We start from the raw sequence: 26636 nt of genomic DNA on the forward strand, positions 1-26636 counted from the left end.
CTTATAGACCAACCGGCCGCCGATTGCATCGCCCTGTTGGCCCCGCCGCCCGCCAGATCGAGGTGATTTTGGACCGGACCGGTCCAAAATCACCTTATCGATTCCAATTGCCTGAAGCATGCGGCCGGTTCAAGGAAGCGTCGGCTTCGGCGTCAGGTACAGCTTGCGGTCAGTCGATCAACTTCTTGAGCGCGCGGCCGGCCTTCGAGTGGAATTCCTTGGCCTCGAGCGTCCCGTCATTGTCGACATCGGCCTTTTTGAAGAGGCTTTCGGCAATCGTCAGATATTCGGCCTTGGTCAGCGTGCCGTCTTTATCGGGATCGGCCGCCTTGAAGTCTTTCCCCTTGACCACGCCCTTGGTTTCCGCGCGGTCCAGCGTGTCGTCGCTATCCTTGTTTAACTTGTCGAATTCCGCAGAAGCCGCGGCCTTGACCTCCGCGAGATCGAGGGTGTTGTCGGCGTCCTTGTCATATTCCTTGACGACGTCCGAAGCGGCGAAGGCTGCGGGCGCAGCGCCGACGATAAGGGCCGCCGCGACCAGCCCACAAAAAGAAAGCTTCGCGAAAACAGAGTGTTTCATTGTCATCTTATAGTCTCCTGTAAGCTACTAAGCTGCTCGCCCTGATGACGACTAAGGGCCATTGTCGGGGAAAAGTCTAGGTCAAGGCAGACCGCGACCTCTCATTGCTGCCGAAAGTTGATCGGCACGGACAGCGTGACGGCGCCGCCCATCTCCGCCGGCGGCGGCGGGAACGGACTCGATCGATGCGCGATCGCAACCGCCTCCTGATCCAGCGCCGCCGAGCCCGAGCTCCGAACGAGACGGGCCGACGCCAGCCTGCCGGAGCGGTCGACGGTGAAGGCGATCGTCGCGGCGCCGCTCGCGCCCTGCGCGCCGGGCGGGTAGCGCTTGTTGCGGTTGAGCGCCGCCGAGACCAGACCGCGCCAATTCGAGGCCGACATCGCCGATCCGCCGCCCCCGCCGCCTCCTCCGCCGCCGCCCTGCCCGCCTTGTCCGGGGCTCGCGCCGGTTCGCCCCGGCGTCACGCCACGCGGAACGTGGGTCGGTTCCGCGCGCTTGGGCAGCGGCTTTTCAGGCGGAGGCGCGACTTTCTTTGGCGCAGGCTTCGGCTTGGGCTTTGCTTCGAGCTTGGGCTTGATCAGCGGCTTTGCCGGCTCCGGCGGGACCAGCACCGCCTCGGCCTTGGGCGCGGGCGCGATGTCGGGAACAGGCTCCGGCGGCGGAGCTGGTTCCGGGTCAGATTCAGGCTGCGGTTCGGGCTGGGGGACCGGCTCCGGTTCGATCTGGGGCTGCTCCGCTGCAACCTCCGGCTCCGGCGCGACCTGTGCGCCGCCGCCGTCCACCTGGCCGACCGCCATGGGGGGCAGTTCGATCATGACTGCCGATTCAGGGGCGCTCGCCGTGGCTTCGGGTTCGCTCTGGCGGGTCAGCCAATAGACGAGCCCCGCATGCGCCATGAGCACCACGGCGGCGGCGGCGATCCAGCGGCCCGCCGAGGATTTCTCCTCGGGCGGCAGCACAAAATGCGCCTGCATGGTCACAGCGGAGCGCCTGGCGCCTTTTGCGGCGGCGCGCCCGCGACCGAGGCGGCGTCGAGGCCGACGAGGCCGATTTTTAGATAGCCCGCCGCGCGCAGCAGATTCATGGCTTCCATGACTTCGCCATAGGGCACGGTCTTGTCGGCGCGCACAAAGATCCGCGTCTCCTTGTCTCGATCGGTGCGCTGATCCAGCGCGGCGCCGAGCGCCGTCCGCGCGATGGTCTCTTCGCCGAGCGACAGCGACAAATCCGGCTTGACGGTCAAGAACAGCGGCTTGTCCGGCCGCTGCGCGGCCTGCGCCGTCGAGGCCGGAAGATCGACGTTGACGTCAACCGTCGAAAGCGGCGCCGCGACCATGAAAATGATCAAAAGCACCAGAATGACGTCGATGAAGGGGGTGACGTTGATCTCGTGGTTGAGTTCGAGATCGTCGTCCGCCTGCGTCAGTTTTACGGCCATGCCTTTACTCCGCCGGGCGGCGCATGGCGATGACATGCCGGTCCGGCTCGTCGCCGGACAGAGCGGCGCGGTCGAGATCGCGCGAGACATGGCGCAGAACCTCCGCCGCCGCGTCGCCGAGCTGCGCCTTGTAGCCGGTGATGCCGCGCGCGAAGACATTGTAGATCATGACGGCCGGAATGGCGGCGATGAGGCCCATCGCCGTCGCCAGCAGCGCCTCCGCGATGCCGGGGGCGACGACCGCGAGATTGGTGGTATGGGACTTTGATATGCCGATGAAGCTGTCCATGATGCCCCACACCGTGCCGAACAGGCCGACGAATGGGGCCGTCGCGCCGATGGTCGCGACCACCGAGGTTCCGCGCGCCATCTTTCGGCCGGCATGCGACTCGAGGCGGACCAGAAGCGCCGCGATGCGCTCCTTGACCCCCTCCGCCGGCAACCCCCGCGAACGGTCTTCCTCGCTCCGCGCAGCCTCGACGAAGCGGGCGACCGGCGAGCGCTGATCCTTGAACGTCGTTTGCGCCGCTCTGAGATCTTCGGCCTCGGTGACCGCTTCAAGGTCCCTGCGCGCCGAGGCGCGGGCCCGCCACAGATCGAGGCTTTTCACAAGCCAGATCGTCCAGGTGACGAGGGACGCAAAGGCGAGGCCGATCATCACGCCTTTCACGATACGGTCGGCATGCAGGAACATGCCCCAGGGAGAGAGATCGGCCGGGGTCGCCGCTGCAAGGGAGGCGCTTGGCTGCGGTTCGGCTTTTGCGGGTTCGGGCGCAGGCGCATTGGTGGCCGCAGGCGCTTCTATAACCGCCGGCGCTTGCGGGCTGGCCTGCGCCGCAGCGGATGTTTGGCCGAGCTGCGCCGGCGTCGCGTCCGGAGCCGCGATCGGCGTTTCTGAGGCGGCCGGGCTGGAAGATTGCGTCGCCGCCGGCTGCGCGCACAGGGGCGCCGAGGCAAAAGCGAGCGCGAGCGCCAAGCCGGCAAATCGTGCGCGCAAAAAATCGCGACCGCGATTTGCCGACCGCGACATGTCTATTTCCAACCGCGTCATAGAAAAGTTCCTGTCAACACTAGAATAGTTCCCGCTCTAGCCGCGTGTTGCGTCGAGTATAAAGAATGACGCGCGGCGCAACCAGAAATTCAATCGCTTCGGTGAGGATTTTGACGGGATTACCCTCTGGCGCGAGCCGAATTTACGGCAAGAGCCGCCGCCTTTTGCGTCAAGAAATTCGTTAAAACAACGGCTTAAGGCACATTCGCGATCCTGTGAATTCCAAATGCGCTCGAACCCGCAATGACAACGACATGCGGACGTGCCACCTTCCGGCGCGAACGTGGCCAAAAGAGCCGCGCCCCCAGGGGGAAGGCCATGGACCGTCTGTTTCTGCCTTTCACGCCGCGCTTCATCACGCTGACGCTCGCCGCAATCGCGACGCTGGTTCTCGTCATCATTATCGCGGGAACGGGCGGTTCGGAAATTGTCTGGTGGTTCTGTCTTGCCGCTTTCGCCGGGCTTTCAGCGCTTGGCGTTCACGATCTTGCACAACAGCGCCACGCCATCTTGCGCAACTACCCGATCGCCGCGCATCTGCGCTTCATCTTCGAGGCGATTCGCCCGGAGATGCGTCAATACTTTTTCGAAAGCGAGAAAGACGGCGCGCCCTTCAGCCGCGACAGGCGGGCAATCGTCTATCAGCGCGCCAAGAAAGCCCCTGAAAAACGGCCGTTTGGGACCCAATACGACGTTTACGCCGAAGGCTATGAATGGGTTCACCACTCCATGGCGCCGAACGCGGTGGCGGACGCCGACTTCCGCGTCGCGGTCGGCGGCCCGGACTGCGCAAAGCCTTATTCGGCCTCGATCTTCAACATCTCGGCGATGAGCTTTGGCTCGCTGAGCGCGAACGCGATCCGAGCCCTGAACAAGGGCGCGGCGATGGGCTGCTTCGCGCATGACACTGGCGAGGGCGGCTTCACCATGCATCATGCCGCCTTTGGCGGCGACATCATCCTGGAGATCGGTTCGGGTTATTTCGGCGCTCGCACCCTTGACGGGAAATTCTCCCCGGAGCGTTTCGCCGAAACCGCGGCCAATCCACAGATCAAGATGATCGAATTGAAGCTTAGCCAAGGCGCAAAGCCCGGCCATGGCGGCGTGCTGCCCGCGGTCAAGGTGAGCGCGGAGATCGCCGCCGCGCGCGGCGTCGCGCAGGCGGTCGACTGCGTGTCGCCGTCGCGCCATTCCGCCTTCTCAACGCCGATCGAAATGATGCTTTTCATCGCCGAGCTGCGGCGCTTGTCGGGCGGCAAACCGACTGGTTTCAAGCTCTGCGTTGGCCATCCGTGGGAGTTCCTCGCCCTCTGCAAGGCCATGCTGGAGACCGGCGTCTATCCGGACTTCATCGTGGTGGACGGCAAGGAAGGGGGCACCGGGGCGGCGCCGCTGGAATTCATGGACCATCTCGGCATGCCGATGCGCGAAGGGCTGAACTTCGTGCATAATGCGCTTGTCGGCATTGATGCGCGCGAGCGCATCCGCCTGGGCGCGAGCGGCAAGATTGTGACCGCCTTCGACATCGCGCGGGCCATGGCGCTCGGCGCCGACTGGTGCAATGCGGCGCGCGGCTTCATGTTTGCGGTCGGCTGCCTCCAATCGCACAGCTGCCACACCGACCGCTGTCCAACCGGCGTCGCGACGCAAGATCCAACCCGGCAGCGCGCCCTTGTCGTGCCGAACAAGGCAGAGCGGGTGCTCAACTACCACAAGCAGACCACAAAGGCGCTCGCCGAATTCGTCGCCGCCGCCGGGCTGCGGCATCCCGGCGAGTTCGCGCCGGCGCATTTTTCGCGCCGAATTTCGTCGCACGAGGTTTTGAGCCTCGCGGAAAGCTATCCCGCTCTGGAGAGAGGCGCGCTTCTCGCCGGCTCACAGGATCGGCGCTACGCCGACGCCTGGGCAATGGCCGACGCGCAGTCATTTCGACCAAAGCCGTAGTGGAGCTTGCCCGGCGGGGCGACGCCGTCGCAGCGACTTAATGCGCCATCAAGACCGGCAAATTCGCCTCGGCCAAAATCTCGCTGGTCACTTTGCCGAAAATCAATTGCCGCAGCCGGCTGCGCGTATAGCCGCCCTTGATCAAAAGATCCGCGCCAAGCGCGGCGGCGGTGGCGAGAAGCGCGGCGCCGGGCGATTCATCCTTCGCCTCGATGACCCCGACCCGCGCCGGGGCGCCATGCCGGCGCAGGCTCCGCGCCATTTGTTCATCGCTCGGCCCCGGCAGCGCCGGTCCCGGCACGGTGAGGATGACGACGTCATGGGCGCGTTCGAGCAGCGGCATGGCGAAGGCGATGCTGCGCACCGTGTCCGTCGTGCCGTTCCAGGCGATGGCGATACATTCGCCGAGCGTCGAAGACGGCTCGGGCGGCGCAATAAGCACGGGCCGGCCGCTTTCGAACAGGACCGCCTCAAGCGTCGATTTGCGCGGCAGGCGCGGACCCGTCCCCGGCCGCCCGACGGCGATCAAATCGAACGCGCGGCCATATTCGCCGACGCCGCTGTCTGACACCAACGAGTCGCCAAGCCAGCCATAGGACGGCCGTGCCTCGCCATCGCGCGGCCGCTCGACGTGGCGGCCCTCCATGAAGCCTTCGAAGGTCCGGCGGCCGTGATCGACGAAATCGCGCCGCGTGCGATGGTCGAGAACGACGCCGCTCAGGGCGAAATCCGCTGCGACAAACTCGACGACGTCAGGGCCGACGGCGACCCCTTCGATGTAGGAATTAAATCGGCGCGCCAGCATCAGGGCCGCGGCCATCACCGCGTCCATCATGACGTGGTCCTCGACCGGGATCAGGATCGATTTCATCGGAAGAAGCCCCTGCAGCCAGCGCGCTCGCCATGATGCTCTTTTTGGCGCGCGAAATCATCCCTTTGCGCCGCTTTTACAAAGCGCCGGCGCAAAAGTAACGAAAGCTTCACCATATGACATATAATGTTTGATGATTATATTTACTCAACATAAGCTTGACCGTAACGGTTTGCGTGAGGCGATTTGAATCCGCCCGGCCAAGGGGCACGTCGATGGGCGGTGTTACGTCGATTGCGGAGGCGCGAAGCTTAAAGAAGCTCGACGCAAGCGAAACGCACATTGAGCGACTGCTCGCCGACGCCCGCCTGAAGCTCGTCGAGACCGGCGCCCGCAACCGCCTCATCCATACGCCGCGGGGCGCCAAGCGCGCGCGCTGCCTGCCGCTGATCGGCGCAAAGCCCGATCCCGTCTTCGTCAACCTCGTTCGCGAAGGCAAGCAGTTGCGCTTTCTCCCGGCCGCGTCGCGGCCCGATCGGGAGGCGGCCCGCGGCGGGCATCCCGGCCGCAACGGTCTGCAAACCCTGCTTGCGCCGGAAGCCTTGCAAAAGCGCCTGCACGCGATCTATCGCGACGGCAAGACCGCCGAGGAAGAGCGCGGCGTCAACATCCTTTTTCTCGCGCTTGGCTTTCTGCGCTGGTATGAAGATGAAAGATCCGACGCTCTGCGCGAGGCGCCGTTGATCCTGCTGCCGATCACCCTTGTGCGCGACGCCAAAAGATCGACCTTCGATCTCGCCTTCCGCGACGACGATATCGTCTCCAACCAGGCGCTGCAGGAGCGTCTGCGCGGCGATTTCGCGATCAGCCTGCCGGATGTGCTCGACGCCGAGAATTGGCTGCCGAGCGGCTATTTCAGCGCGGTTGCGACCGCAATCTCCTCGAAACGGCGCTGGTCGATCGACGTCGACGCGGTCGAACTCGGCTTCTTCTCCTCCTCGAAGCTGCTCATCGTGCGCGACCTCGATCCCGCCAACTGGCCGCACAATTCCTTGAGCGGACACCCGCTTGTGCGCGGACTGCTGCGCGACGGTTTCGCCAGCGAGCCGCCGCTGTTTCCCGAAGACGCGAGGCTCGACGAGATCCTCGCGCCGCAGGACCTCGTCCAGATCGTCGACGCCGATTCCTCGCAGACCCGCGTCATCGAAAGCGTGCGCGCCGGACGCAATCTGATCGTGCAGGGACCGCCCGGCACCGGCAAGTCGCAGACCATCACCAACATCATCGCCGCCGCCGCGCATGACGGTAAGACCGTGCTTTTCGTCTCCGAAAAAATGGCCGCGCTGAATGTCGTTTTCGATCGGCTGAAAAGCGCCGGCCTCGGCGATCTTTGCCTCGAACTGCACAGCCACACGGCCAATAAGAGGCTGGTCGCGGACCGGCTCGACCAGACCCTGCAATCGGCCGCCGGCCGCGACTTCGCGGATCTGGAGACAGCTGACGAACTCGCGGCTGTCCGCGGCGCGCTCAATCACGTCGCGGGCCGGCTGCATGTTCCGGTCGGCGACACCGGAATGACCGCGCGCCAGGCGCTCGGGGTCCAGATCGCCGCCAACGCCCGCCAGATCACGCCCGACGCCGCGCTGGTCAAAATCGCGGCGCGCTGGACGAAGGAGGACTACGAAGCCAAGAGAAAATGCGTCGAACTGCTGGCCAAGCTGACGGCGGGCGCCGGGCCGCTGAACCGCCATGTCTATTTCGGCGTGCGTCGGAGCGCGCTTCAGCCGACCGACTTCCAGCGCTTCGCTCCGCAGATGAAGCGCCTCGCGCGAGAAGCTGGCGCGCTCGCCGGCACCGCCTCCGGCGTCGCGCGCTTTCTTGGCCTGCAGCACAGCCCGACGCTAGCCGGCGTCACCGGCCTCATCGGCCTCTTGCGCGTCATCGCCTCGCTGCCGCCGGAAGGGCTGGCCATCGCGAGGGCGATCGGCGATCCCGCCACCCGCGACCGGGTGATCGAGGCCGCGAAAAAGGGGCTGGACTGGCGCAGGCGCCACATTCATTACGCCGGCGCATTCGATGGAGGCATTTGGCGGGCTCCGCTCGCTCGGCTGCGTCCGGCCCTGGCCCGCGGCGCGTCTTTCTGGCCCGCGCGCTATTCAAAAGCCTATCGCGACAGCGAACGCCTCATCCGCGGCCATGCGACAGCGCCCCTGCCCAAAGGGCCGGCGGCCCGCCTCGCGCTCGTCGACGAACTGATCCGCGGTCAGGAGCTCTCACGCGCGCTCGACGTCGAATCCTATTTCTTGCGCGATATCCTCGGCGGCCTGTGGCGCGGCGGCGAAACGGATTTTGCCCTGCTGCATCAGACGGCGCTGACGCTGAAAGAGCTCGCTCTGTTCGACGCCGACCTCAATTTCGACCGCGTCATCGAACTCGCGCGCAAAGGCGTCTCCGGCCTCTTCGCCGATGATTTCGAGGCGAGCCTCAACGGGCTAAAGCCTCTGGCCGCGGCGACGCTGCAGGCGCTCGACGTCGACCTCGCGGCCGTGTTTCGGACCAAAACGATTGGCGCGATCGACCTCGAACGGCTCGCCGAACGCGCCAGCCTATGGGCGATTCATCCGGGCCGCTTCGAAGAATGGGCCCGCCTCGCCAAGGCCGATCGGCAGATGCGCGCGATCGGCCCGCCCTCCTTTGCCGACGCGCTCGCCAGCGGCGCGCTCGCGCCGACGCGCGCGCCCGCCATGATCGAAGCCGCATTCGCCGAAGCGACATGGCGGCGCGCGATCGCCGCCGACCCTGAGCTCGCAGCCTTCGACGGCGACCGGCACAACGCCTTGATCGCAATTTTTCGCGCACTCGAGGAGCGCCGCCGCCACGCCGTCGCTATCAGCGTGCGCGCCCGCCATCAGGCCGGCCTGCCCCGCGGCGCGCTCGGCGCGATGGGCGTCGTCAGGGGGGAAATCGGCCGCAAGCGCAATCACATGCCCCTGCGCAAGCTAATGAAGACGGCCGGCGAGACGGTGCAGAAAATCAAGCCGGTGTTCCTGATGAGCCCGCTTTCAGTCGCGCAATATCTGCCGCCGGGCGCGCTTGAGTTTGATCTTCTCGTCATCGACGAGGCAAGTCAGGTGCGGCCGGGCGACGCGCTCGGCGTCGTCGCGCGCTGCCGCCAAATGGTCATCGTCGGCGATAAGAAGCAGCTGCCGCCGACGCAGTTCTTCGACCGCATGCTGGCCGACGACGTCGATTCGACCGACGAGGACGAGGCCATCGGCCCCGGCGGCGCGAGCTTTGCTCCGGTCAGCGACCTCGAGAGCATCCTGTCGCTGTGCGAGGCGCGCGGCGTCGAAAGCCAGATGCTGCGCTGGCATTATCGCTCGCGCCACCCGTCCCTGATCCAGGTCTCGAACGCGGAATTCTACCGCAGGCTCGTTATGCCGCCGGCGCCGACCAGCGAACGCGGCGACAAGGGCCTCATCATGCGCCGCGTCGCCGGCTCCTATGATCGCGGCGGCCTCAGAACCAATCTTGCCGAGGCCGAGGCGATTGCGGCGGCCTGCGCCGAACACGCCAGAGCCAATCCCGAACTCTCGCTGGGCGTCATCACTTTCTCGACGGCGCAGCGCGACCTCATCGGCGACTGCCTCGACGCGCGGCGGCGCAGCGATCCGCTGCTCGACGCCTTCTTGCGCGAACGCGGCCGCGAGGACGCCTTTGTCAAGAATCTCGAAAATGTGCAGGGCGACGAGCGCGACGTAATCCTGATCTCGGTCGGCTACGGTCCGCGCGAGCCAGGCAAGCCGCTCGACCGGATGGCTTTTGGCCCGATCTCCAGCGAGGGCGGCGAGCGTCGCCTCAATGTGCTGTTCACACGGGCGCGGGCGCGCTGCGAGATCTTCGTCTCTTTTGGCTCGGGCGACATCAACCTCGAACGCGCAACGGGAGCCGGACCGCGCGTGCTGAAACGCTTCCTGCAATTCGCTGAAACCGGCGTTCTCGAGGAAGCGAAAGCCACCGGCGGCGATTTCGAGTCCCCGTTCGAAGCCAATGTCGCGGCGGCGATCGAATCGATGGGATTTACCGTCGAATCGCAGGTCGGCTCGGCCGGCTTTCGTATCGATCTCGCGGTGCGCGATCCGGCCCGCCCGGGCCGCTTCATCCTCGGCGTCGAATGCGACGGCGCGACCTATCATTCGGCGCTATGGGCGCGCGAGCGCGACCGATTGCGCCAGGAGGTGTTGGAAGGGCTCGGCTGGCGCGTTCACCGCATCTGGAGCACGGACTGGTTCTATCGCCGCGACGAACAATTGCGCAAACTCAAAGCCGCGCTGGAAGCTGCGCGCGGCGAGGCGCGTTCGGCGCCAGCTGCTGCAGCGGCCGGCCATGGCGCAAAACAAGCGCCCCCACGCCGGGGCGCCGGCAAGGCGAGGCCGAAAGAGCGCGCCGCGGCGGCGTTCGCGGCAAAACATTCCGCCCCACGCGCCGGAGCATTTCCGCCGGCCTATGTCATGGCGAGCGGAGACGCTTTCGCCGGCGATTCCATCGACGCCCTGGACGCCTCCCGTCTCGCCGCGATCGCCCGCTCGGTGATCGAACAGGAAGGGCCCATCCGCCAGGACGAAATTATGCGCCGCGTCTGCTCCTTCTTCGGCCGCGGCCGGCTCGGCGGACGGGCGGCGCAAAATCTGGCCGCCGCCTTCGATCTTCTGAAGACAAAAGCTGAGGAGTTGCGCCGCGACGGCGAATTCTGGCTCACCGCAAATCAGAAGCGCGCGCCGCCGGTGCGCTGCCGCGCCGGCGCGCCGGCGAGGCTGCAAAAGCTAGCGATGATCGCCCCGGTCGAGATCAAGGCGGCGATCGAGCTGGCCGGAGCGCGCGCGCGAGAAAATGGCGAGGGAGACCTTGCGGCGGCGGTCGCGGCGCTGCTCGGCTTGCCGAAACGGCCGGCCCGCGCCAGGGCGCAGACCTCCGTCTCCGCCGCGGACTGAAATTCAGCCAAGATCTGACGGATCGAAGGCCCGAAATGTCGAGCAGAATTCGCAGGTGACGCCAATCCGACCGTCGTCGCCGACCATTTCCTCCCGCTCCTGCGGCGAAAAGCCGAGCAGCATGTTTCTGACGCTCTCGTCCGAGCAGCGGCAGGCGTCGCGCACGCCCTGCGGCTCGAACACTTTGACGCCCGGCTCGTGGAACAGGCGGTAGAGCAGCCGCTCGCTGGAGAGCGTCGGATCAACCAGCTCGTGGTCCTCGACGGTCCCAACCAGAGCCTTCGCCTCGGTCCAGGCGTCGTCCTCGCGCGGGGGCTCGTAGGCGGCGCTGGCCGGCGCGTCGCCGGGAGGAAGGTCGATCGGCCCGCGCCGTTCGGAGGCGCTCGGCAAGAATTGCACCAAAAGGCCGCCGGCGCGCCAGCTTACCCCCTCGGTCGTCACATGCTGCGCCACGGCGAGACGCACCTGCGTCGGGATCTGCTCGGACTGGCGGAAATATTGATGCGCGGCTTCCTCCAGTCCCTGGCCGGTCAGCGCGACGACGCCCTGATAGCGCGCCGCCTCGGCGCCCTGGTCGATCGTGAAGGCGAGATGGCCGGCGCCAAGCAGATCGGCGCCGGACGGCGCCTGACTCAGCCGGGCGGCGTCGAACCGCGCAAAGGCGCGCAGCCGGTCCGGGGCGTCGAAATCGACCACCACCATGTCGACCGGTCCGTCGCCGCGCGTCTGCAACTGAAAGCGGCCGGCGATTTTCAGCGACGATCCAAGCATCACGGTCAGCGCCAGCGCCTCGCCAAGGATGCGCGCAACGGCAGGAGGATAAGCGTGCCGCTTCAAGATCTCGTCGACGCTGGGGCCAAGCCGCACGATCCTGCCGCGCACATCGAGCCGCTCGACCGCGAAGGGCAGCACGGTGTCGTCCTGCCCGCGATCCGAAACGACCCGCGATTGCGGCGCGTTGTCAGGCCGCCAGCCGCTCATTCTTCAGAATCCTCAAGGCACCAGGCGAGGATGCCCTTTTGCGCATGCAGCCGGTTCTCGGCCTCGTCGAACACAACCGATTGCGGCCCGTCGATAATCTCGTCGGTCACCTCTTCGCCGCGATGGGCTGGCAGGCAATGCATGAAGATCGCCTCGCTCCCGGCTGCGGCCATGAGCTTGGCGTTGACCTGATAGGGAGAGAGCAGCCCTTGCCGCTGCTGCTCGTCCTTGTCGCCCATCGATACCCAGCAGTCCGAAACGACGGCGTCGGCGCCGCGGACAGCCTCGAATGGATCGCGCGTCACTTCGAGCTTGGCGCCCGACCGGCGCGCCCAGTCGAGCAGTTGCGGCGGCAGGCCGAACTCTGCTGGCGCCGCGACGGACAGCGAAAAATCAAAGCGCTGCGCTGCATGCACCCAGCTCGCAAGCACATTATTGGCGTCGCCCGACCAGGCGATCTTGCGCCCCTTGATCGGCCCGCGGTGCTCCTCGAAGGTCATCACATCGGCCATCACCTGGCAGGGATGCGATTTCTTGGTGAGGCCGTTGATCACCGGCACGTCGGCGTGGCGCGCAAGTTCGATCATGTCGCGATGTTCAAGGATGCGGATCATGATCGCGTCGACGAAACGCGACAGGACGCGCGCCGTATCGGCGATGGTTTCGCCGCGGCCGAGTTGCATCTCTTTGCCGGTCAACATGACCGTCTCGCCGCCGAGTTCGCGCATGGCGAGGTCGAAGGAAACGCGCGTACGGGTCGAAGGCTTGTCGAAGATCATCGCCAGAACCTTGCCTTCGAGCGGACGATCCACTGAGCGGCGCCCCTTGCGGCGTTTCGCCTTCATCGCGAGGGACGAATCGATAATGCGGCGAAGGTCGCCGGCCGCGATGTCCGAGAGGTCGGCAAAGTGCCGCGCGCCGGACTTGCGGCCGAAGTCGGGCTCGCTCATCCCGCGGCCTCATTGAGGACAGACGTCGCCTTCTCAAGACGCGCGCAGGCGGCGCCGAGCCGCTTCACGCCTTCGGCCGCTTCCGCCTCGCTGATGATCAGGGGCGGCAGCAGGCGGGCGACATTGTCGCCGGCCGGGATGACGAGAATTTTCTCGGCCCGCGCGGCGGCGACAAAATCTGCGACGGGCGCGCGCAGCTCAAGCCCGAGCATCAGGCCCTCCCCGCGAACATTGGCGACGCTTCGCGGATAGGCCTCGATCAGCGTCAGAAGGCCCTGTTTCAGCCTCGCGCCGACCGTTGCGACATGGTCCAGAAACCCCGGCGCCAGAACAACATCGAGGACCGCGTTGCCGATGCTGGTCGCGAGCGGATTGCCGCCATAGGTCGTCCCATGCGTTCCGACCGTCATTCCCTTGCCGGCCTCGCGCGTCGCCAGGAACGCGCCGAGCGGAAATCCGCCGCCAATGCCTTTGGCGATCGCCATGATGTCGGGCGTTACGCCGTAGAGCTCATAGGCGAAGAGCTTGCCGGTGCGGCCGACGCCGCACTGAACTTCGTCGTAGACGAGAAGCAGGCCATGAGCGTCGCAAAGCGCGCGCAGGCCGCGCATGAACTCCGTGGAGGCGACGCGTATTCCCGCCTCGCCCTGGATGGGCTCGACCAGGACCGCTCCAGTCTGCGGGCCGATCGCGGCCTTGACCGCATCAAGGTCGCCGAATTCGACAGAATCGAAGCCTTCGAGTTTTGGGCCGAAACCGTCGAGATATTTCGGATTGCCGCCGGCCGCGATGGTGGCGAGCGTGCGGCCGTGGAAAGCGCCTTTGAACGTGACGATGCGGAATTTTTCCGGATGGCCCGACACCGATTGATATTTGCGCGCGGTCTTGATCGCCCCTTCCACCGCCTCGGCGCCGGAATTGGTAAAGAAGACGAAATCGGCGAAGCTCGCTTCGCACAGGCGAGCGGCGAGACGTTCGGCTTGCGGAATCTCAAAAAGGTTCGACGTATGCCAAAGCTTGCGGCCCTGGGCGATCAACGCCTCGACGAGGTGAGGATGGCTGTAGCCGAGCGAAGCCACGGCGATGCCGCCGCCAAAATCGAGATAGCGCTCGCCATCCGTCGCCGTCAGCCAGGCGCCTTCGCCATGATCGAAGGCAAGATGGGCGCGCGCATAGGTCGGAAGCAGCGACGAGGGCACAGGTTCGCTCCGGGTTCGACGTTCAGGTCCGATTGGGAAGCTGCAAAAATCAAAAGCCGCCCATTGGGCGGCAAAAGTCGTAGAGCGCAATGTAGGCATTCCCTCCGGCCGGGTCAATTAGGAGGTGTTCGGGTTTGAGCTCGGCGGCGCGTCAGCCTTGCGCAAGCGGCCTCGGCTAGCCTCAGAGGCGTGGAGCTGCGCCATACGCAGGGGCGGCCAGCCGGCATAAGCTGTTGTGGGCGCAACTATCGAGGGGCCGACGCCGGCTTTCGATCGTATGCGCCTCTCGCCAGCGAAAAGATGGGCTTTGCGCCCCGGCGCCGCAAGCACTTGTTGAAAACCTGCCGGCGCCCTCTGTGAGGCTTGCATGCGATTCTACCACTAGTGTAGCGTTGGCCCTGCGAACTACGACATGTCGTGGTTTCGCCAGCCGGGGCGAGGCTGGCGAGCGGAACAGGTCACGCTGAATGCGAGGCGCTGAAACCGGCGCTCGCGCGCAACGTTCGGCGCCTCGGCGCCGCGCGAAATGACGGCCGTAAGGTCCAAGGGCGCGAGACGCATGGTCACGCGGCTGAATGAGGAAGCGGCGCCAGGGTCGGGAGCACAAGGATCCCATGGTTGCTGTGCGTTCAAATCATAGCGCCGGCCCGTTTGCGGACCCAATAGCCGGATGGCTTCGGCGAATGGAATTTGGCGCCGGATCAATACGTTGGAGCCTGTTCTCATGGAGCGATCATCGGGTTTCTCGATGAGAACGGGTTTTGCAGCAGATGGAATGGGTTTGCCCCCGCGTCCCGATCTAACGGCGAGAGCCGATCGATTTTTGTGGTTTCGGATGGACGCCATCCAAAACCGTCGCGACCCGAAGCATCATGGTCCGGACGCAGCGGCGTCCCGGATCGAATGACGCCGGAAAACGGAATGTTCAAGCGCAGCGTGCGGAGCCTATCAATGGCGCGGCGCTGCAATCGCCAAACCCTGGGAGGGTTCGATGTCCTGGACCGATGAACGCATCGACCTGCTGCAAAAGATGTGGCTGCAGGGGATGAGCGCCAGCAAGATCGCCAATGAGCTTGCAAATGGCCTGACCCGCAACGCCGTGATCGGCAAGGTCTACAGGCTCGGTCTCTCCGGCCGCGCCAAGGGCGACGCGCCGGGAGAGGATCACGCAAGCGCGAAACCTTCGCCGCGATCTCCGGCGCGCCCGTCCGGCCACGGGTCTCATAGCCACGCCTCCGGCGCGATCGCCCATAGCCCGATCGCTTCGGCTCATCACGCCTCCGGCCCAATCGCCAGCCAGAGCGCGCACAGCCAGATGTCGCGAGGGCAGCCGCAACCGACCGCTCAGAGGTCCTCGGCGGGGCCAGGCCTCATCAGCGGCAATACGGCGCTGGCGGCGGAGCCGATGCAGTTCGAGGCTCCGCTCCGGGCGCCAAGCGCGGATGTCGTGGTGCCGATCATCGAGCCGGTCACGATCATGGAGCTGCGCGAATCAATGTGCCGGTGGCCGATTGGCGATCCGACGCAGGCGGATTTCCGCTTTTGCGGCGCGCGCAAGTCGCCCGGCGCGGGACCCTATTGCGGCTGTCATTCGGCCATCGCCTACCAGCCGCAGCAGGATCGCCGCCGGCAGCGCCCGCCGAAAACGGCTTAACGGCGCGAAGTCCAAGACGTCGCCTTGCCGCCGGAGGAGTTCACCCGGCGGTGAAGCGCTGCAAAAGCATGGCGGGCCGGGAGGGTTTCCCGCCGTGACGCCAGCCGGCCGGACCGGGCTGGATCTCGCCGGACGGCCTCAAGGCGTCCGGTCTGAAGCCCCCGGCCCTTTCCCAAAAGTTTCATCGAAGGAATAGCCCGCGCCGCGCACCGTGCGGATCGGATCGCGTTCGCCTGGCGCCGTCAGCGCCTTGCGCAGCCGGCCGACATGGACGTCGACCGTCCGCTCGTCGATTTCCGCCGAAAGTCCCCAGACGCTGTCCAGCAGTTGCGCGCGAGAGAAAACGCGGCCGGGGCGCTCCATCAGATGCTCCAGCAGACGGAATTCGGTCGGGCCGAGATGCACGTCGCGGCCGGTGCGCCGAACGCGCCAGTTCTGCCGGTCGAGTTCGAGGTCTCCCGCCGAAAGCACGGCGGCGACGCGGTCCGGCCGCGCGCGGCGCAACAGTGAGCGCACTCGCGCCATCAGCTCCGGCACGGAAAAGGGCTTCACCACATAGTCATCGGCGCCGATGGAGAGGCCGCGCACGCGCTCGCTCTCCTCGCCACGCGCGGTGAGCATGATGACCGGCAGGCTGCGCGTGGCCTCGCGCGCCCGCATGCGGCGGCAGATCTCAAGGCCCGACACGCCGGGCAGCATCCAGTCGAGAATGACGAGATCGGGCATGGTCTCGCTGAGCCTGATTTCCGCTTCGTCGCCGCGCTCGACGCGATCGACGACAAAGCCCTCGGCTTCAAGATTATAGGCGAGCAGCATGCTCAGCGCCGCTTCGTCCTCGACGATAAGGATGCGCGGCGCCGGCGTTGGCGAAAGGCCGCGGGCGGCGCCCGGCCGGCCGTCGGTTTTGCTGTCGGCGTTGGCGTGAATATCGCTCATGGGATCACTTTACGGCTGGCGGGTCGGACAGGATGCTGCGGCCCTTCGGCCGGTCGGTCGGCATGGTCTCGCCACTGACGAGATAGACGACGGTTTCGGCGATGTTGGTCGCATGGTCGCCGATGCGCTCGATGTTTTTCGAACAGAACAGGAGATGCGCGCAGAAGGAGATGTTGCGCGGATCCTCCATCATGAAGGTCAAGAGGTCGCGGAAGACGGAATCCTCAAGCGAGTCGAGGTCGGCGTCATAGGTCCAGACCTCGCGGGCTCTGGCGATATCGCGCTCGGCGTAGGAATCGAGCACGTCCTTCAACAGGATGGCCGCGCTTTCCTGCATCGACTTCAGCCCGATGATGGCGCGGGGAATGCGCACGTCGCCGGCGATCTTGATGGCGCGCTTGGCGATGTTCTTGGCGAGATCGCCGACGCGCTCGAGATCGTTCGAAATCCGGATCGTCGCGATGATTTCGCGTAAGTCCACGGCGAGCGGCTGGCGGCGCGCGATCGTCAAAATGGCCTGCTCCTCGATCTCGCGCTGGAGCATGTCGAGGCGCGGATCGGTGGCGATCGTCTGATTGGCGAGTTGCACGTCGAAATCGCCGAGCGCGTCCATGGCGTCGGCCAGCATTTTTTCAGCAATGCCGCCCATTTCGGCGATCTTCTGGCCGAGCCCTTCGAGTTCCTTGTCGTAAGCTTTGACGATATGATCGGCCATTGCATTTGCCTCGAAGCTCTAGTCTTTGCCAGCGAAGCGGAGACCGGTTCGCGTCAGCACAAATTGGTAAAATACCACGCGAACGATCAGCCGAACCGGCCAGTGATATAGTTTTGCGTCTGTTTCTTGTCCGGCTGCGTAAAGATGTGGGTCGTCACGCCGAATTCGATCAATTCGCCGAGATACATGAAGGCTGTGTGGTCGGAGACGCGCGCCGCCTGCTGCATGTTGTGGGTGACGATGACGATCGTGTAGTTGACCTTCAGCTCGTCGATCAGCTCCTCGATCTTCGCCGTCGAGATCGGATCAAGCGCGGAGCACGGCTCGTCGAGCAGAATGACTTCAGGCTCGATTGCGACGGTCCGGGCGATGCACAGGCGCTGCTGCTGTCCGCCGGACAGAGACAGTCCGGACGCTTTCAGCTTGTCCTTGACCTCGCCCCAGAGCGCGGCGCTTGTGAGGGCCGCCTCGACCTTGTCGTCAAGTTCGGATTTGCCTGTTTTCTTATAAAGCTTGATGCCAAACGCGATGTTGTCATAGATCGACATCGGAAACGGCGTCGGCTTCTGAAACACCATGCCGACGCGGGCGCGCAGCAGATTGACGTCGACGCCGGGTCTCAGAATGTTCTCGCCGTCGAGGATAACTTCGCCGGTGGCGCGCTGCTTCGGATAAAGATCATACATCCTGTTCATGACGCGCAGCAGGGTGGATTTGCCGCAGCCCGACGGGCCGATGAACGACGTCACCCGATTGGCGTAGAGCGGCAGGCTGACGCCCTTCAGGGCAAGATTATCGCCATAATAGAAATTGAGATCCCGGATCGAGACCTTCTGCCGCAAATTGGCGAGGCCGTTCGTCGTCGTCATTTCTCGGTCCTTTGCGCGCCGAGGGCCCGGGCGCTGATCGACAGCGCGAGCACGGCGAGAGTGATGATGAGGGCGCCCGCCCAGGCAAGCTGCTGCCATTCCTTGTAGGGGCTCAGCGCAAACTGGAAGATGACGACAGGAAGGCTCGCCATCGGCGCGTTGAGATCGGTGCTGAAGAACTGATTGTTCAGCGCGGTGAACAGCAAGGGCGCCGTTTCGCCGCTGACGCGGGCGATGGCGAGAAGGACGCCGGTGATGAGCCCCGCGCGGGCGGCGCGATAGGCGACCTTGCCGATCACGAGCGCGCGCGGAAATCCAAGCGCGGACGCCGCCTCGCGCAGCGTATTCGGCACGAGCAACAGCATATCCTCGGTCGTGCGCACGACCACCGGCACGACGATCACGGCGAGCGCGAAAGCGCCCGCATAGCCCGAAAAATGCCCGGCCCGAGCGACCAGCGCCTCATAGACAAACAGGCCGATAACGATAGAGGGCGCGCTGAGCAGGATGTCGTTGATGAAGCGGACGACGAAGGTCAGCTTCGAATGGCGGCCGTATTCGGCCATATAGGTGCCGGCGAGCATGCCGAGCGGCGTTCCGATCAGAACGCCAAGAAAGGTGATGATCAGGCTGCCGACGATGGCGTTGAGGAGGCCGCCGGACGCTCCGGGAGGCGGCGTCATCTGCGTGAAGATCGCTGGAGAGAGCCCGCCGAACCCCTGGACGAAGAGGTCGATCAGGATCACGACAAGCCATGAGAGGCCAAAGAACGCCGAGGCGTAGCAAAGGCCAAGAGCGATCGCATTGGCGCGGCGGCGGCTGGCGTAAAGCGACATGGGTCAGATCCCCGCCTGGCGATCGAGCCGCATCAACAGATAACGCGCAATCGCGAGGATGATGAACGTGATCACGAACAGGATCAGGCCGAGCGCGATCAGCGAGGACGTGTAGAGATCGCCCACGGCTTCGGTGAATTCATTGGCGATGCTGGCCGAGATCGTCGTTCCCGGCGCGAGCAGGGATTCTGAAATGCGGTGGGCGTTGCCGATGACGAAAGTCACGGCCATCGTCTCGCCGAGCGCGCGGCCAAGGCCGAGCATGACGCCGCCGATGACGCCGACCCGCGCGTAGGGAATAACGATCGCGTGGATGACCTCCCATGTGGTGCAGCCGCAGCCATAGGCGGCCTCTTTCAAAACCGGCGGAACGGTCTCGAACACGTCGCGGGAGATCGAGGCGACGAAGGGCAGCACCATGATGGCGAGGATGAAGCCGGCAGTGAGAATGCCGATGCCATAGGGTGGGCCGGCAAACAGCGAAGACAGCACCGGGACGTTGGCGAATGTTTCGATCAGCGCCGGCTGCACGTGTTTCTGCAGGAAGGGCGCGAGGACGAACAGGCCCCAGATGCCATAGATGATCGAGGGAATGCCGGCGAGCAATTCGATCGCGACGCCGATCGGCCGCCGCAGCGGAACGGGGCAAAGCTCGGTTAGAAAGACGGCGACGCCGATGCCGATCGGGGCGGCGATCACCATGGCGATCGCGGAGGTGACGAGCGTGCCGTAGATCGGCGCCAGGGCGCCGAACTGCTCCGTCACCGGGTTCCATTTTTCGGTGGTGAAGAAAGCGAAGCCAAAGGTCGAAAGGGCCGGAATCGAGCCGATGACCAGGGAGGCGATGACGCCGCCGAGGATAAGCAGCACGGTCAGCGCCGCGCCCATGGTGATGAAATGGAATGATTTGTCCTGCAGCCGCAGCCAGTTCAGGACGCGAAGCTTGTCCTGCGCCTTGGCGGAGGGAACGTCCTCGAGGGCGACGTCAACCAATGTCTTTCTCCGCATCGCCTAGTCGCGCTTTAGTCATTTTAGCCGATCGCCGCGGCGCTGTTTGGTCTGCTGCGGCGCCGAAGCGCCGCAGCAATTTTAGCGCATTTAAATCAGTTGATCAGCGCCTTGCCGTCGGGTCCCTTGATGTCCGCGGCCCAGGTCGCCCGGACGAGCTTGATGAGCGGCTCGGGCAGCGGGATATAGTCCAGCTCCTCGGCCGCCTTGGTTCCCTTGTTGAAGGCCCAGGAGAAGAACTTCAGCGCCTCGCCGGCGGCGACGGGGTCCGTTGGCTGCTTGTGCATCAGTATGAAGGTCGCAGCCGTGATCGGCCAGGACTGCGCGCCCGGCTGGTCGGTCAGGATCTGGTAATAGCCCGGCGCATGCGCCCAATCGGCGTTGGCGGCGGCGGCCTGGAAGGCCGGCACGGTCGGGGCGACGGCGGTCCCGGCCTGATTGACGAGCTTCGTCGTCACCATCTTGTTCTGCTTGGCGTAGGCGTATTCGACATAGCCGATCGCGCCCTTGGTCTGGATCACGTTGTTGGCGACGCCTTCATTGCCTTTCGCGCCAATGCCCGCGGGCCATTCCACGGCGGTCGCCTCGCCGACCTTCGCCTTCCAGTCCGGCGAAACCTTGGACAGATAATTGGTGAAGTTGAAGGTGGTGCCGGAGCCGTCCGAGCGATGCACAATGGCGATCGCGGTCGCCGGCAGCTTGACGCCGGGATTGAGCTTCTGGATCGCCGCATCGTCCCAGGTCTTCACGGTTCCGAGGAAGATGTTGGCCAGCGTTTGCCCGTCGAGCGTCAGCTGATTATCGCTGATTCCCTCGAGATTGATGACGGGAACAATGCCGCCGATGACCATCGGCCATTGCGCAAGGCCGTCGGTCGAAAGTTCGTCGGCCTTCAAAGGCGCGTCGGTGGCGCCGAAGGTGACCGTGTTCGCCTTGATCTGCTTGATGCCGCCGCCTGAGCCGATCGACTGATAGTTCAGGCCGTTGCCGGTCTCCGTCTTATAGGCTGCGGCCCATTTGGCGTAGATCGGATAGGGGAAGGTCGCGCCGGCGCCGGTGATATCGGCCGCCGCGACGGGAGCGACGGCAAGACCGACGACGGCCGCCACGATCGCTGATCGCAGGAACGGAAAATTCATGAAACGCCTCTTTCGAATAGACGGTGATGCGCGGGCTCGCCGGCCCGCGCGCCTGCGCCGGGCTTTCAGGAGCAATCGCTTGATCGAGCGCCGCCGCGTGAGCCGCAGGATTAGCTTTTCCCCGGCCTACGCTCTCTAGATCGCCGAGGCTTGTTATTTATGAAGCCTGCATGACAGATTGATGACACTGCCCATCGCGTCGGGCCCCGTGAAGGCGCGAATAGGATGCGGCGCTGTTCATCCCGCCCTGCTGCGGGTCGCCGGCGGCTGCAGCGGCAGGGTGACGGTGCAGGTCGTCCCCTGCCCCGGCTGCGAATCGATGGCGAGGCGGCCGCGGTGGCGCGCGACAATATGTTTAACGATGGCGAGGCCGAGCCCCGTGCCGCCTTTGGCCCGGCTTGCGCCGGCGTCGACGCGATAGAAGCGCTCCGTCAGCCGCGGCAGATGCTCGGGCGCGATGCCGGCGCCAAAATCGCGCACGCTGAGCACGCATTGGCGCTCCTGCGCGACCAGCGCGATCTCGACCCTGCGCAGGCCGTCCGGAGCTTCGCTCGCGCCATATTTGATGGCGTTCTCGACCAGATTTTCGACGACCCGCAGCAATTCGTCGCGGTCGCCCGGCACGATGACGCCGGCGGTTTCGACGATGAACTCGACCTCTGAATCCTGCGCCAGCGGCGTCAGCGTGTCGGCAATGTGGCGTACGATCGCCGCCATATCGACCGGGCTTTGCGGCAGAAGATGAAGATGCTGCTCGATCCGCGACAGCGATAGAAGATCGTCGACAAGGCGGGTCATGCGCCGCGCCTGCTCGCCCATGATCTTCAAAAATTTCCCGCGCGCCGCGGAATCGTCCCGCGCCGGTCCCTGCAACGTCTCGACAAAACCGAGCAAGGAGGCGAGCGGCGTGCGCAGTTCATGGCTGGCGTTGGCGACGAAATCGACCCGCATCCGTTCGACGCGGCGCGATTCGGACAGATCGCGCAGGCTGAGGAGCATCGATTGCGCGCCGGACGGCCAAACCCAGGCGGCGACATGCAGTTCGAGAAAGCGCTCGACCGGGACGCGTTCGAGCCAGGTCGCGCGCTCCTGATCGCCGGAGGCGCGCGCCCGCGCCAGGCAATCGAATACATCGGGCGCGCGTAATCCGCGCGCCAATAAAAGGTCGCGGCGCAGCGCCGGAAACAGGGCGCGCGCCGGCGCATTGACGGCGATGACGCGATCGTTCTGGTCGATGACGATCGCTGCTTCCGGCAGCGCATCAATCAGCCCAGCCACCATGGCGCGATCGCGCGCCGGCATGTCGACCGTCTGCGCGCTCGACCTCATTTTCGCGGGGCCTCGTGCGGGGTCTTGTAAGGAGCCTGCCGGCGGATGGCGCGTCTCGGACTCGTCATCGTCGGACTCTCCTGTTCCGCCAGCTCCGGCCATAAAGGCGATCTGAACAGCGAAGCAAAATCATGCTTCAGTTTTGCGACATCTTCAATAAGCGACGAAATTCATTCGAGATCGTCGAGCTGGCGCTGCGAGCGATCCATCGCCTCGCGCAGGCTTTTCCAGCGCCGGAACGCCTCATGCGCCCCAAGCATAGCCAGCGCTAGAATAAAGGGGCCAAGATAATAGATGGCGCGAAACAGCAGTAGAGAGGCGAGCATCTGCTCCTGCGCCACTCCAGGCACGGCCTTCAGCATCGTCGCCTCGAAAACCCCAATCCCGCCCGGCGCATTGCTGGCGACGCCGAGAATGGCGGCGAAGACATAAGTCGCCGCGAAGGCGATGAAATCGATGTGGCTCTCCTGCGGCAGCAGCACATAGAGGACTCCCGCAGCGGCGCATTGATCGATCACGCCAAGCACGATCTGGCCGACCGACAGGCTGAAACCCGGCAATTGCAGACGAAAGCCCTGGATGCGCACCTTGCGCCGGCGCAGCGAGACCCAGACCAGATAAAACAGCAGGCCGGCAAAGAGACCGGCGCCGATCAGCAAGTTGAAGGCGGGCGTCAAATGATTGATGCCGCTGACCGCCTCCGCGCGCAGCGTCAAACCCACCGCGAGCACGAAGATCATGCCGAACCAGAAGGTGACGCCGGCGATCAGGGTAAGGCTCGCGACCTTGCTCGCCGACAGCCCCACCTGCGAATAGATCCAGTAGCGCACCGTGCCGGCGGTGATCAGCGGAAAGCCGAGCACGAAGGAGATTGCGTAGCTCGTGAAGGAGGCGAGCGCGGTCGTCGCATAGCCGATTCTCGCGCGGATCTGGCGCAGCGCCAAAGCGTCGTAGCCGGTGAGCGTCAGGAAGGACAGCCCCGTCAGCGCCATCGCCATGGCGATCTGATCATTGCCCGTCGCCGCGATCGCCTGGCGTAGATCGCCAAGATTGACGGCCGACAAGGTCCGCACGAGGACATAGATCGAGAAGATCGCGATGAGGACGCTGAAGCCCGCGGCGATTTTCTTGCCGATCGAACGCCGCCGATGGATGGCTTCGCGCGCGAGGGCGATGGGCGATTTCTGCAAGGGCGCCTCATCTCCGGGAGCCGCCTCGGCCGCTAGAGCAACGGCGCGGGCGCGGGACTGCGAACGCGCCGCCCTATCCAAAAGTGCCTGATCCAAAACCCGATCCCTGTGGCCGCTCAAGAAATCCTGAAGAACCCATCATGAGGCGCTCGCCCATGGGTGAAAGCGCTCGTCGCGCCGGTTCGAGCGTGGCGACGGATGGACCATGAACGCGGCGATTGCGCGTCGCGTCGAAACAAATCTTGCGACAAAATTCGTTCACAACGTGATCTTTTCGTGAAAATGCAAACATTTGGCGAATGCCCCCTCCGAAAATCCGCTCATCGCAAGCCCGTCCGCCGCAGTCAACCCGGACCGGCTCGTTTTTGGGACGACCCAAGCCGTGCTTCGTTAACCTTCGCTCAAGTCTTCCGCGCCTAGCTTTGAGAGGTTGGCCGCTGCCCGGAGCAAATTTACGCTCGCGACAGCCGAAAACGAAACTCCGACGTCCGCTCACGAAAAGAAGATTTTCCACGTAAACTCAAGTGTTTGTGACTGGTTTTGACCTTGTAAAGCGAATTTCGACCCAGAAATGAAGCTGTCCGGCGCTCAGATGAAACAATTCGCACAGCGCGGCTGGCGGAAAACGTGTTCGCTAACAAGGGTTGAGACCTGAGACGAAGCCGCCCGGCCAGGCGGCGCGCATTCAACTTCAGGCCTTGAGATTTTCGTCAGCATCGCGGAACTCCGCCTCAAATCAAGCGAGTTAAATTGATGATCCAGCAAGAAAAGTCTCACGCCTCGCAAGCGTCCCAGGGTCCGGCGCGCGACCTTTTGTCAAGGCTTTACCGCGAAATCGGCATTTCCGCGGTCGCCGCGGCGCTTGAATCAAACAAGCGCGTCAAGGCCAAACCGGCGGACGCTGCGCAAAATCCGGCAGTGATCCGGGATGAGAAAGCCGCCTGACCGAGGCGCTGTCTCGATCATCGGCTGCCGGCCGCCCTATGCGCCGTATCCGGCCTCTGGCTCCAAATTTGGCTCCTGGCGCGGTTTACGGTAGGGTCGACGGATGACTTGCATGAGCCGTCGGCTATTCTTGCAGACCGCCGGCGGCGCCGCTTGGGCGACTTCGGCATTGGGCTCCTACGCTTTCGCGTTCGAGCCGGGGTTTCGTCTGCAGGTGACGCCCTATCACGTCGATCCTCCCGGCTGGCCGGCCGATTTGCAGCTGCGCGCTGTGGTCATTGCCGACATTCACGCCTGTGAGCCTTTCATGCCTGCGGCGCGGATCCGCTCGATCGCCGAACTCGCCAATGCGCTGCAGCCAGACATCGTCTTCCTGCTCGGAGATTATAGCGGCGGCCACAATTTCGTGACCGGGCCGGTCATGCCGGACCAATGGGGCGAGGCGCTATCGGTCTTGAAGGCGCCGCTCGGCGCCTATGCCGTGCTTGGCAATCATGACTGGATGCACGGGCCGCTTCCGAACATGCCGGCCGATGATGCGGCGGGCGTGCGCAACGCGCTTGCCGCCGCCCATATCAAAGTGCTCGAAAACGACGCGGTGCGGCTCGTCAAGGACGGCCATCCCTTTTGGGTCGCTGGGCTCGGCGACCAGGTGGCGGGACCGGCTGGACGCGTGGGCGGCGTCGACGATCTGCCTGGCGCGCTGGCCAAAATTACCGACGGCGCGCCGGCGATCATGCTGGCGCATGAACCCTTCGTCTTCAAGCGAATGCCGCGCCGAGTGGCGTTGACGCTGAGCGGGCACACCCATGGCGGTCAGGTCAATATCCCCTTTGTGCAGGATCGCGTATCGCGCGTGTTCAAGGATCTGGTCTACGGCCATATCATCGAAGACCAGCGCCATCTGATCATCTCCGCGGGCCTTGGCACCTCGCATGCGCCGATCCGGTTCATGCGACCGCCCGAACTGGTCGAGATTACAGTCGGCTCGGCCCCGCTCGGCGCCGGCTCCTGAGCTGGATCAGCGGCTTTTTACAAGTTTTCATAGACACCGTTTGTCGTTGGCAATATGGGGAGTTTTGACCTTCGCTGCGCGCAATTTGTGCAGCGCAACCAAAAACATAGCGAGCCGCCCTGTGTCGACGCTTTTTGTCAGCCATCCCTGCTGCCTCGACCACGACACCGGGCCGGCCTTTCCCGAGCGCGCCGATCGCGTCAGGGTCATCGAACGAACCTTTGAAAGCGAAATTTTTTATCTGCTGCATCGCGAATGCGCGCCCGAACTCGACTATGACGCTCTCCTGCACGTACACCCCGAATCCTATGTCGAAAGCATCCGGGCCGCGGCGCCTGCGGAAGGATTTTTCGACCTCGCCGACGATGTGGTGATGAGCCCCGGCACCTGGGAAGCGCTGTCGCATTCGGTCGGCGGCGCCGTCGCGGCGGTCGACGATGTGATGCGGCGGCGCAGCAAAAACGCCTTTGTGGCGATGCGGCCGCCCGGGCACCACGCCGAGACGGCCCGCGCGATGGGATTCTGCTTCTTCAATCTGGCGGCGATCGCGGCGCGGCGCGGGCAAAGCGCGCATGGAGCCGAGCGCGTCGCCATCGTCGATTTCGACGTGCATCATGGCAATGGCACGCAGCAGATCTTCTGGTCGGATCCGAGCGTGCTCTACGCCTCAACGCATCAGATGCCGCTCTATCCTTTTACCGGCGCAGCCGACGAATGCGGCGAGCATGGCACCATCGTCAACGCGCCCTTGCCCGAGAACGCCGGCAGTCGAATGTTTCGCGAGGCGATGACGCAAAAGATTCTGCCGCGCGTCGACGCGTTCTGCCCGGATCTCATAGTGGTCTCGGCGGGTTTCGACGCGCACCGCTTCGATCCGATCGGCGGCCTGCACCTTGAGGTCGCCGACTTCACCTGGATCACGACGCAGCTCATGGAGATCGCCGAGCGCCGCGCCAAGGGCGCGCTGGTGTCGATCCTCGAAGGCGGCTACGACCTCATCGCGCTGTCGCGGTGTTCATCGGCCCATGTGCAGACGCTGATGGGCGGCTGAT

22 protein-coding genes are annotated in these 26636 nt (G+C 64.7%); 6 read left to right on the top strand and 16 right to left on the bottom strand.

Annotation, left to right across the window (positions count from 1 at the left end; genetic code table 11):
* Positions 1–169: 169 nt before the first annotated feature.
* From lanM to exbB, 4 genes are all read right to left on the bottom strand, one after another.
* A complete protein-coding gene (lanM, locus tag MSIL_RS04245; RefSeq protein ID WP_012589863.1) occupies positions 170–586 on the bottom strand; it encodes a lanmodulin LanM in 417 nt (138 codons plus the stop codon).
* Positions 587–681: 95 nt separating this feature from the next.
* Complete coding sequence (locus tag MSIL_RS04250) at positions 682–1557, bottom strand: energy transducer TonB family protein (protein ID WP_012589864.1); 876 nt, start codon at positions 1555–1557, stop codon at positions 682–684.
* Between the two features lie 2 nt (positions 1558–1559).
* Positions 1560–2021: a TonB system transport protein ExbD gene (exbD, locus tag MSIL_RS04255; protein ID WP_012589865.1), complete on the bottom strand. Its 462-nt coding sequence runs from the start codon at positions 2019–2021 to the stop codon at positions 1560–1562.
* Between the two features lie 4 nt (positions 2022–2025).
* On the bottom strand, positions 2026–2997 hold the full coding sequence (gene exbB / locus MSIL_RS04260) for a tonB-system energizer ExbB (protein ID WP_244406213.1): 972 nt from the start codon (positions 2995–2997) through the stop codon (positions 2026–2028).
* A gap of 393 nt (positions 2998–3390) precedes the next feature.
* Here exbB and MSIL_RS04265 point away from each other — a divergent pair, with 393 nt between their 5' ends.
* Positions 3391–5016 carry an FMN-binding glutamate synthase family protein gene (locus MSIL_RS04265; RefSeq protein WP_012589867.1) on the top strand — a complete coding sequence of 542 codons (1626 nt, stop codon included), beginning with the start codon at positions 3391–3393 and terminating at the stop codon, positions 5014–5016.
* 37 nt (positions 5017–5053) lie between these two features.
* On the opposite strand, the gene MSIL_RS04270 is transcribed toward MSIL_RS04265, so the two are convergent.
* The gene (locus MSIL_RS04270) at positions 5054–5887 is read right to left on the bottom strand and encodes a universal stress protein (protein WP_012589868.1); all 834 of its coding nucleotides are present in this window, start codon (positions 5885–5887) and stop codon (positions 5054–5056) included.
* 215 nt (positions 5888–6102) lie between these two features.
* Here MSIL_RS04270 and MSIL_RS04275 point away from each other — a divergent pair, with 215 nt between their 5' ends.
* Positions 6103–10818 carry a DUF3320 domain-containing protein gene (locus MSIL_RS04275; protein WP_012589869.1) on the top strand — a complete coding sequence of 1572 codons (4716 nt, stop codon included), beginning with the start codon at positions 6103–6105 and terminating at the stop codon, positions 10816–10818.
* Between the two features lie 3 nt (positions 10819–10821).
* On the opposite strand, the gene MSIL_RS04280 is transcribed toward MSIL_RS04275, so the two are convergent.
* The 3 genes from MSIL_RS04280 to MSIL_RS04290 are packed head-to-tail and all read right to left on the bottom strand — an operon-like array spanning position 10822 to position 13948.
* Complete coding sequence (locus tag MSIL_RS04280; RefSeq protein ID WP_012589870.1) at positions 10822–11799, bottom strand: Hsp33 family molecular chaperone; 978 nt, start codon at positions 11797–11799, stop codon at positions 10822–10824.
* Positions 11796–12749 (bottom strand): ornithine carbamoyltransferase, encoded by a 954-nt coding sequence (argF, locus tag MSIL_RS04285; protein WP_012589871.1) that lies wholly within the window; start codon positions 12747–12749, stop codon positions 11796–11798. Before argF ends, MSIL_RS04280 begins: the two co-directional genes overlap by 4 nt.
* Entirely contained in the window at positions 12746–13948 is a 1203-nt protein-coding gene (locus MSIL_RS04290) for an aspartate aminotransferase family protein (RefSeq protein WP_012589872.1), read from the bottom strand. Before MSIL_RS04290 ends, argF begins: the two co-directional genes overlap by 4 nt.
* Positions 13949–14939: 991 nt before the next feature.
* Between MSIL_RS04290 and MSIL_RS04295 the strand changes: the two genes are divergently transcribed.
* Positions 14940–15602: a GcrA family cell cycle regulator gene (locus MSIL_RS04295; protein ID WP_012589873.1), complete on the top strand. Its 663-nt coding sequence runs from the start codon at positions 14940–14942 to the stop codon at positions 15600–15602.
* 138 nt (positions 15603–15740) lie between these two features.
* On the opposite strand, the gene phoB is transcribed toward MSIL_RS04295, so the two are convergent.
* The 8 genes from phoB to MSIL_RS04335 form a co-directional block, all read right to left on the bottom strand.
* Positions 15741–16538: a phosphate regulon transcriptional regulator PhoB gene (gene phoB, locus MSIL_RS04300; protein WP_012589874.1), complete on the bottom strand. Its 798-nt coding sequence runs from the start codon at positions 16536–16538 to the stop codon at positions 15741–15743.
* Positions 16539–16542: 4 nt separating this feature from the next.
* Positions 16543–17253: a phosphate signaling complex protein PhoU gene (phoU, locus tag MSIL_RS04305; RefSeq protein ID WP_012589875.1), complete on the bottom strand. Its 711-nt coding sequence runs from the start codon at positions 17251–17253 to the stop codon at positions 16543–16545.
* An 86-nt stretch (positions 17254–17339) separates the two neighbouring features.
* Positions 17340–18122, bottom strand: coding sequence for a phosphate ABC transporter ATP-binding protein PstB (pstB, locus tag MSIL_RS04310; RefSeq protein ID WP_012589876.1), 783 nt, complete (start codon positions 18120–18122; stop codon positions 17340–17342).
* A complete protein-coding gene (pstA, locus tag MSIL_RS04315; protein ID WP_012589877.1) occupies positions 18119–18958 on the bottom strand; it encodes a phosphate ABC transporter permease PstA in 840 nt (279 codons plus the stop codon). The genes pstB and pstA overlap by 4 nt, the downstream gene beginning before the upstream one ends.
* A 3-nt stretch (positions 18959–18961) precedes the next feature.
* Positions 18962–19951, bottom strand: coding sequence for a phosphate ABC transporter permease subunit PstC (pstC, locus tag MSIL_RS04320; protein WP_012589878.1), 990 nt, complete (start codon positions 19949–19951; stop codon positions 18962–18964).
* Between the two features lie 110 nt (positions 19952–20061).
* A complete protein-coding gene (gene pstS / locus MSIL_RS04325; protein WP_012589879.1) occupies positions 20062–21105 on the bottom strand; it encodes a phosphate ABC transporter substrate-binding protein PstS in 1044 nt (347 codons plus the stop codon).
* Between the two features lie 237 nt (positions 21106–21342).
* Entirely contained in the window at positions 21343–22434 is a 1092-nt protein-coding gene (locus MSIL_RS04330) for an ATP-binding protein (protein ID WP_012589880.1), read from the bottom strand.
* Positions 22435–22604: 170 nt separating this feature from the next.
* Positions 22605–23624, bottom strand: a complete 1020-nt coding sequence (locus tag MSIL_RS04335; protein WP_012589881.1) for a lysylphosphatidylglycerol synthase domain-containing protein — start codon at positions 23622–23624, stop codon at positions 22605–22607.
* Positions 23625–24377: 753 nt separating this feature from the next.
* Here MSIL_RS04335 and MSIL_RS04340 point away from each other — a divergent pair.
* From MSIL_RS04340 to MSIL_RS04350, 3 genes are all read left to right on the top strand, one after another.
* Positions 24378–24569 carry a hypothetical protein gene (locus MSIL_RS04340; protein ID WP_012589882.1) on the top strand — a complete coding sequence of 64 codons (192 nt, stop codon included), beginning with the start codon at positions 24378–24380 and terminating at the stop codon, positions 24567–24569.
* 112 nt (positions 24570–24681) lie between these two features.
* On the top strand, positions 24682–25584 hold the full coding sequence (locus MSIL_RS04345; RefSeq protein ID WP_012589883.1) for a metallophosphoesterase: 903 nt from the start codon (positions 24682–24684) through the stop codon (positions 25582–25584).
* Positions 25585–25705: 121 nt separating this feature from the next.
* On the top strand, positions 25706–26635 hold the full coding sequence (locus MSIL_RS04350) for a histone deacetylase family protein (protein WP_012589884.1): 930 nt from the start codon (positions 25706–25708) through the stop codon (positions 26633–26635).
* Position 26636 lies beyond the last annotated feature (1 nt).

Source organism: Methylocella silvestris BL2, assembly GCF_000021745.1.
Lineage (GTDB): Bacteria > Pseudomonadota > Alphaproteobacteria > Rhizobiales > Beijerinckiaceae > Methylocapsa > Methylocapsa silvestris.